This is a genomic window from Moorena sp. (assembly GCF_982860115.1).
The window spans coordinates 1-7,363 of sequence record NZ_CEYLVT010000305.1; the positions used below are offsets into that span (position 1 = coordinate 1).

Consider the following 7,363-nt stretch of genomic DNA (forward strand, 5'->3'; position numbering starts at 1 on the left):
CCACCCCTAACCCCTCCCAGGAGGGGAACGGGAATCGGGAATCGGGAACAGGGAACAGGGAATAGGAATAATAATTTATGAAAACAGTATAAAAAAGCGATGCAGCGCGGTCTTTAATAATGTTCATTAACACTATTCTAAACTTATAAAAATTTGTAGATAAGTTAATTATGAAAATGAATAACAAAATATAAATTTTATTTCTTAATTTTTAACAATAAATAACTGAGTTTTGATGCCAACATCTCTGTTCCCTATTCCCTGTTCCCTGTTCCCTGTTCCCTAAAAACCCAGAAATATGTACTTAACAAAGTCGCAAACGGCTATATCAATATGAATCCGTCTCGATTAGTCAAAATTAGTAAATATTTAAGTAAGCATCTTCGGCACCAGCCTCAGGCAATTGGGATCACACTTGCTCCTGGTGGCTGGGTTGGTGTTGAGGAACTATTGGCTGCTTGTAAAAAGCATTCCTTTCGGATCAGCCGTGCTGATTTAAATGAAGTAGTGGGCAAAAATGACAAGAAGCGCTTTTCTTTCGACTCCACAGGTACCCGAATTCGTGCCAATCAAGGTCATACGGTTCAAGTTGATTTGCAACTAGACGTTGTGGTTCCACCAGATGTCCTTTATCACGGTACCGGTCACCGCGCAGTTGAGTCAATTCTGCGACAAGGTTTGTGTAAAATGTCGCGACACCATGTCCATCTATCAACGGATATGACAACTGCAAAAAAAGTCGGAGCAAGGCATGGTCGCCCTGTGGTTTTCGCCATTGATGCTGCAGCGATGCACAAAGCTGGTTACAACTTCTATTGTTCGGATAATGGAATTTGGCTAGTGGATTCGGTATCACCAGAGTATTTACAGTTTACGGGTAAGTCTATATGTAATCCAAAAGGTGACAAAAAGTATAAAAGCTGTAGAGGAGCAACAGGATAGCCATGACCTGCACCATACGGGAATTAGACGAAGGCATGGTTGTACCCCTTACCCACATGGATACGGCTGCTCCCATGGCAAAGCTAGAACTGAGTACCAGATAGGGCCAGTCACTGGTATATCCCCAGGTGGCTAATAAAGCCATTGCCAATGAGGTCATCATTAATTCAACGAACTCTGGTGGATTGTACTGGGTTGAAAGCACTAATGTTCGCCACCAAAACTGCCAAAGTCTCATAGATTAAAACAGCTAGTTAATGATCCAAGCTAGCGTTGACTTAGGACTCTGATATTGTAATATAGTTATGCTTATAGTTATGCTGCTGTAAGTAGCTGAGAGCTTCTTCGGTTTTAACTTGAGGAAATTTGAGGTAAAAGCGGCTGACACTTAGAAAGGGTTCCGGTGTTTGTAAGATAACCATGCGATCGCACCACTTTGATAACCAGTTTATTAATCCTCCTGGTGCAACTGGTGTGCAAATCCAGACCTGTGCTGGATTGTGGGCTTTTACTGCTTCCGTTGCTGCTGCTATGGTCATTCCAGTGGCAATGCCATCATCAACCAGCAAGGCTAGGGCACCAGTAGGATTGGTTTCCGGGCAACCCGTTTGCAGTTGAGCTAGCTGAGCTTGGGCTTTTTCTTGAGCTTGAGCTAATACTATTTCCCGCCATTGAGCATTTTTGTTTCGCCATCGCCTTTGCCCAGACCAAAGTACAACTCCGGAGGAAGTCACCGCACCGATTGCTAATTCTGGGTTGCTAGCCGTAGCAATTTTTTTTGCGACTATAATATCTAGCGGACAATCCAGTGCCCGAGCTACTGGTGCTGCTACTGGGATACCCCCCCGAGGTAGTGCATATACAATAGGCGTTGCATCAATACCTGTAGCGTGCAGCCTGCTCACCAAGGGGATAAGTGCTTGAGCGAGCTGCTCACCGGCATCAGCGCGATCGCTAAATAGCGGGGCAGTGTACATGGCTTCCTCCGGTATGAAGTTGCCTTTTATATATTATATACTGATTTTTGTCAAGATTACCAAAAACATGGGTTTAAAGCCCCGTCCTTCTAGGGCGGCTTTTATTTTTATTTAATTTTATTTCCCAGAATCTTTAGCTAGGTCTTGTAGAATAAAATAGTAGGGACAGGTCGATACCGATGATTATTTTAGAGTTCAAAGCGTACGGCAAACAAAAACAGTATTTAGCCATAGATGAGGCGATCAGAACAGCCAAATTTATTCGCAATAGCTGTATTCGCTATTGGATAGACAACAAAGGCGTGAATAAATACGACCTTAGCAAATACAGCACTGTTTTAGGAAAGCAGTTTTCGTTTGTAAATGAGTTGAACTCTACAGCTCGCCAGTCTAGTGCTGAACGGGCATGGTCATCAATCGCTCGCTTCTTTGATAACTGCAAGAAAAAGGTTCTTGGAAAAAAAGGCTTTCCCCGATTTAAGAAACACTGTCGTTCGGTTGAGTACAAGCAATCCGGCTGGAAATTGTCTCCAGACAAAAAGTCAATCATCTTCAGTGACAAGAAAGAGATCGGGAAGCTAAAACTCAAAGGAACCTGGGATTTGTGGCGTTTCGACAAAAAAAAGATTAAAAGGGTCACGATAGTCCGTCGAGCTGATGGATATTACGTTCAGTTTTCCGTTCAGGTTGACAATCATAAGGAACTAGACCCAACTGGAAATACCATCGGTTTAGACGTTGGACTAAAAGACTTCTATACCGATTCCGACGGAAATACTGAACCTAACCCTAGATTTTATCGGAACGGAGAGAAGGCTATCAAGTTTTATCAACGTCGGGTTTCCCGAAAAAAGAAAGGCTCTGCTAACCGTAAGAAAGCTGTTAATAGACTAGGTAGGACACACCTCAAAATAAGTAGGCAACGTGAAGAATATGCCAAGAGACTGGCACATTGCGTAGTCCGGTCTAACGACCTGGTAGCCTATGAAGATTTGAGAGTAAAAAACTTGGTAAAAAACCACTGTCTTGCGAAGTCTATCAATGATGCAGGTTGGTATCAATTCCGAAAATGGATTGAACACTTTGGCACTAAATTTGGCCGGATAACTGTTGCAGTAAACCCGGCCTACACCAGCCAAAACTGTTCCAATTGCGGGGAAGTGGTTAAAAAATCTCTATCAACTAGGACTCACGTATGTCAGTGTGGTTGTCAGTTAGATCGAGATCATAATGCCGCAATCAACATCCTAAAAAGAGCCTTAAGTACGGCAGGGCATGTCGAAACTTGGATTGACCGTAGGTCACGCTACGCGAACGTCGATCCGTTCGCGCAGCGTCGGGTCTCCCGAAACGCTTGTGGAGAATTGGCCTCTACTCTTCCTGGCTCCGGTTTGGTTGAGCAAGCTGACTCTTTGAAGCAAGAATCCCCGCGCCTTTAGGCCGGGGAGTGTCAATGTATCAAAAGAAATAATTGAAATAATTAATTCAAATAATTGCTTCTCAAGGGTGCCCATAGGGCATAAGCTGATAGCTGACCAATTTCTGTGAGTCCTCATGTCCAACGGAGAACAACTTAGTCTTTTTGACGAGTCAGAGTTAACCCCATCACCGCCCAACAATGTCCAAAGGGAGCTAATCCCCACTGATGCCAAAATCCCTATTCCTGCTGGCACTTACGACACCATGGAATCCTTGACAGAACACTGTCAATCTTGCCAACGCTGCGAATTAGGAGCTACCCGCACTCAGGCTGTTATTGGACGTGGCAACCCTAAGGCCCTAATTATGATTATTGGGGAAGGACCGGGTAAACAAGAAGATGAGACCGGTATGCCGTTTGTAGGCAGAGCAGGGAAACTGTTGGAGAAAATTTTGGCATCTGTGAAAATCGATAGTGAACAAGATGTCTATATTTGTAACATGGTGAAGTGCCGACCTCCTGGTAACCGCACCCCTACTCCTTCAGAAATTGAGGCGTGCAAACCTTACTTGTTGGAGCAAATTCGCCTAGTAGACCCCCAAATTATTCTGTTCACTGGTGCCACAGCGGTCAAAGGCTTAACTGGTAACAAGAAGGGGATTACTAAGATTCGCGGTACCTGGATGGAATGGGAAGGGCATAAGTGGTGTATGCCAATTCTCCATCCTGCTTACCTACTGCGGAATCCGAAACGAGATCAAGGTAGTCCAAAGTGGCTGATGTGGCAAGATATCCAGAAAGTGCGTGCTAAGTTAGACGAGATTCGCTGAAACTTCAAAAATGATTATTGATGAAACTTGGTACCAACGACCGCCTGGAGTTTCTGACGCTACTTCCGCTGGTGGTATTGTTGCCCGCCGCTGGGAGCAGCAGATATACATTGCTCTAGTTCAAGAAGGCAATAGACTGGAATACGTCTTACCCAAAGGTCATGTAGAACCAGGAGAAACCATTTTAGAGGCGGCAGAGCGAGAAATTGCGGAAGAAGCGGGCTTAAATGACCTGAAATTTATTGCTGAACTGGGAGTTAAGGAACGATTAGACTTTGCCAAACAGTGTTGGAAAAAGACTTACTATTTTTTGTTCATTACTGACCAAATTGACGGCACTCCTACTGATCCCAATCTCAGTTACCAGCTGCGGTGGTTTCCAATAGATGAATTACCAACATTATTTTGGCCAGAACAACAAGAACTGATTAAAACCAATAGTAAGCTGATCCAAAAGTCTTTAGGGATTGAATAGGAAATGGGGACTATCAAAAATTGGTAATTTGATATTCCCCATCCCTTAGATCCGTTCACTAAAAAGCACAAGACTGTGGCTAAATTACACCGCAAGCCACTCGAGCACCACCCCCTCCCAAGGGTTTGGGAATATCTGAATAATTGTCACCTTGGGCGTGAATGATCAGAGAGTGACCCTTAAGGTCAGCAACCTTTAACCGTGGGGCTACGACTGGAATGTTAGCAACACCCTGTTTATTAACCACTAGCCTTGGCAAATCACCTAAATGACCATTACCGAATGGTCCTTCATGTTTGCCGGTATTTTCTGGATCATAATGACCACCAGCAGCTAAGCCAGGAACTACTTTACCTTCCTTCTGGGCTGGACCACAGTTGGGCTTTGTATGGACATGGAACCCATGTTCTCCAGGAGTTAATCTAGACAGATTCGAGGTTAGCTGCAGACCCTTCTCGGTTTGGGTTGCTTTGACAATGCCAATCTCTTCACCAATGCCTTTGGTATCAGTCAAATGCATGGTCACCGTTAGTGGTGTTGACGCAGATTGATTTGAACAAGCCGAAATTAGAAATATTGCGATCGCAGCTAATAGGCTGATAATTTTCATACTCAACTAGAACCCACTTACAGATAGGTTTCCAAGGGTTTGAGATCCTTTCGGATTTCCGTTTCCCTATTCCCTACCGTACCTGATTTATGAGGATTTTTCAGTTTGAGCTTATTTTTCGATCCTTCTAGCTCAACCTGGCACCCATTCATCCCACTTCTAGCTGGAGTAGGCTTTTAGCGCTACTCTTGTAAAAGCACAACACTTGGCTAGTGTTGAGGGGATCCCGATACAGACACTCAACCCGATTAAAATTATGTTTCTGGGCAAGGGATTGCAGGGTTGTTTGGGTTTCGGGAAAATCACTAGACAATATATGACCCTCGACCATGGAAACTTCTGCCGGAGTCAGTTGAGCCCAGTCTTGGTAGACACCCTCTAGGTAACGTCTTAGATAGGCGTCTCGGGTTTCTCCATCTCTGGAAACTATATCGATCAGAATAAAAACACCATCAGCTTTTAGGAGATTACTCAGCTTTGCCATAATACTATCTTTTTGCTCAAAACTGAGGTGATGGAAGGCAAAAGAACTTAGAATCCCGTCGAAGCTATCCTGCTGCTTTTGTCCCAACTCAGAAACTACTTCAAAGAAGTCGCCCTGGATCAATGTCTGTTCGCAGGGGATAGAATTCATGTTATCACGAGCAATCTCTAGTGCTGGCTCAGAGAGGTCAATACCTTTGTAGGAAGCAATCGTGGTATTGGCTAAAGCCTGGGTCGTGAAGCTAGCATCACCGCAGCCTAGGTCAAGGATGGAGAAGGGGGTTGGAAAGTAGCTGACTAGAAATGCGTGTAAGATACCGTAAATTTCACGGTGTTTCATGTAATTGTTAGTCAGTATTTTTTGATAGAGTTGCCACTGACTCTCAAAGATATTAGGTGACTGTTCTGTTTTCATAAAACACCTTTTTTGTACTTTGGAAAAACCACTTATAGTTTATGTTACTTCTTAAAAAACACATAGTGAAATTCAAACCCCAGCCAGGATTTGAGATTTCGTAAGCTATCAGCGATTAGCGCTACGCGCACGCTACTTGAGGTGCTATCAGCGATTAGCGCTACGCGCACGCTACTTGAGGTGCTATCAGCTGACGGCTGACTGCTGACTGCTGACTGCTGACCGCTGACCGCTAAATGCTTAACCTTTGTATTAATCCCGATCCAGGTTGGATAGTTGACTCTTCACATGAGCCAGATAGGTAGAATCATTGATAGTTTCTGGGGATAATCTTCCTCTTTCAATCGCACTGGCTACTAGGTCTTTGGCGGTAATTCTCTTGGCTTTTACAGCGCTGATGAAACCAGCATTACTGGGAATACCTTGCTCAGCAAAGTAACCTTGATAACCGAGATAGACCAGGTTAAAGGGTTTAACTTCGACAATATTGTTACGGCTGGTGGTAGAATTGGCAGCGATTTCTGATGCTAAAACGGGAGTGGTAGCGGTAGCAATCAATAAAGTGCCTAAACTGCCAAGTACGAGACCTTTCATGTTTGTTTCTCCTAAAATTGATTTGCTTAACTCCTTTCGCTTAATTACTAGAATGCAGGTCTTAACTGAGGAGGCAGTGACCCTTAACTGAGAATTTGATAAGGTGTTGCTTAGGAAACTGAATTTATAGCAGTCGAAGCAAAGCTTACAGCAAATTTCGCCCTCCTAAATCCCTCCCTTGGCGGATTTAGGGGGCTTGTAGCTAAAGGTCGTGAGGTGGATTCATCTGAAAACAGCTGTAAGACATATTTCTGCTCCCTGCTCCCTGCTCCCTGCTCCCTTTAAACCAAAATACTCTGTCGTAAACTATACTTTTGACTCACTTCGGCTTTCTTCGCCACCACCAGGCAATAATACCTACAGGAGTTGCTAAGATAACGCCTACTAGGAGATGAAATACTATATCTAGGGAACTGCAGACCAAATAACTGGCAAGATTAGCGTCTTTAGCTTGTTTGGAAACTGGTAAAATTTTCTCGGTAGGATGGGTAGCAACTTGGGACGAAATACCGCTGACGGCTAAGCCTGTACCGACTGTAGTAATCACTAGTTCTAATTTTTGTATTAAACTAAGCCGCAGAGTCACCTCTGCGACTCGTCTCCAAAACCGTACGTGA

Annotated in this window: 8 protein-coding genes and 1 pseudogene; 4 read left to right on the forward strand and 5 right to left on the reverse strand. The window is 44.0% G+C overall.

The window, feature by feature from the left end; translation table 11 throughout:
- Window positions 1–333: 333 nt before the first annotated feature.
- A complete protein-coding gene (locus AC4II3_RS29875; protein WP_488015502.1) occupies window positions 334–942 on the forward strand; it encodes an RNA 2'-phosphotransferase in 609 nt (202 codons plus the stop codon).
- 278 nt (window positions 943–1,220) lie between these two features.
- Here the strand turns inward: AC4II3_RS29875 and AC4II3_RS29880 are convergent, their stop codons facing one another.
- Complete coding sequence (locus AC4II3_RS29880; RefSeq protein WP_488015500.1) at window positions 1,221–1,919, reverse strand: phosphoribosyltransferase; 699 nt, start codon at window positions 1,917–1,919, stop codon at window positions 1,221–1,223.
- 179 nt (window positions 1,920–2,098) lie between these two features.
- Here AC4II3_RS29880 and AC4II3_RS29885 point away from each other — a divergent pair, with 179 nt between their 5' ends.
- From AC4II3_RS29885 to AC4II3_RS29895, 3 genes are all read left to right on the forward strand, one after another.
- Window positions 2,099–3,358, forward strand: a complete 1,260-nt coding sequence (locus tag AC4II3_RS29885; RefSeq protein WP_488015499.1) for an RNA-guided endonuclease InsQ/TnpB family protein — start codon at window positions 2,099–2,101, stop codon at window positions 3,356–3,358.
- Between the two features lie 115 nt (window positions 3,359–3,473).
- A complete protein-coding gene (locus AC4II3_RS29890; protein ID WP_488015497.1) occupies window positions 3,474–4,169 on the forward strand; it encodes a uracil-DNA glycosylase in 696 nt (231 codons plus the stop codon).
- Window positions 4,170–4,179: 10 nt separating this feature from the next.
- On the forward strand, window positions 4,180–4,644 hold the full coding sequence (locus AC4II3_RS29895; protein ID WP_488015495.1) for an NUDIX domain-containing protein: 465 nt from the start codon (window positions 4,180–4,182) through the stop codon (window positions 4,642–4,644).
- A 79-nt stretch (window positions 4,645–4,723) separates the two neighbouring features.
- Here the strand turns inward: AC4II3_RS29895 and sodC are convergent, their stop codons facing one another.
- From sodC to AC4II3_RS29915, 4 genes and pseudogenes are all read right to left on the reverse strand, one after another.
- On the reverse strand, window positions 4,724–5,254 hold the full coding sequence (gene sodC, locus AC4II3_RS29900) for a superoxide dismutase [Cu-Zn] SodC (RefSeq protein ID WP_488015493.1): 531 nt from the start codon (window positions 5,252–5,254) through the stop codon (window positions 4,724–4,726).
- A gap of 148 nt (window positions 5,255–5,402) precedes the next feature.
- Window positions 5,403–6,152 (reverse strand): class I SAM-dependent methyltransferase, encoded by a 750-nt coding sequence (locus AC4II3_RS29905; protein ID WP_488015491.1) that lies wholly within the window; start codon window positions 6,150–6,152, stop codon window positions 5,403–5,405.
- 252 nt (window positions 6,153–6,404) lie between these two features.
- Window positions 6,405–6,746, reverse strand: a complete 342-nt coding sequence (locus tag AC4II3_RS29910) for a hypothetical protein (RefSeq protein ID WP_488015489.1) — start codon at window positions 6,744–6,746, stop codon at window positions 6,405–6,407.
- Window positions 6,747–7,065: 319 nt separating this feature from the next.
- Window positions 7,066–7,363: pseudogene (locus tag AC4II3_RS29915) on the reverse strand (hypothetical protein); the annotation flags it as partial.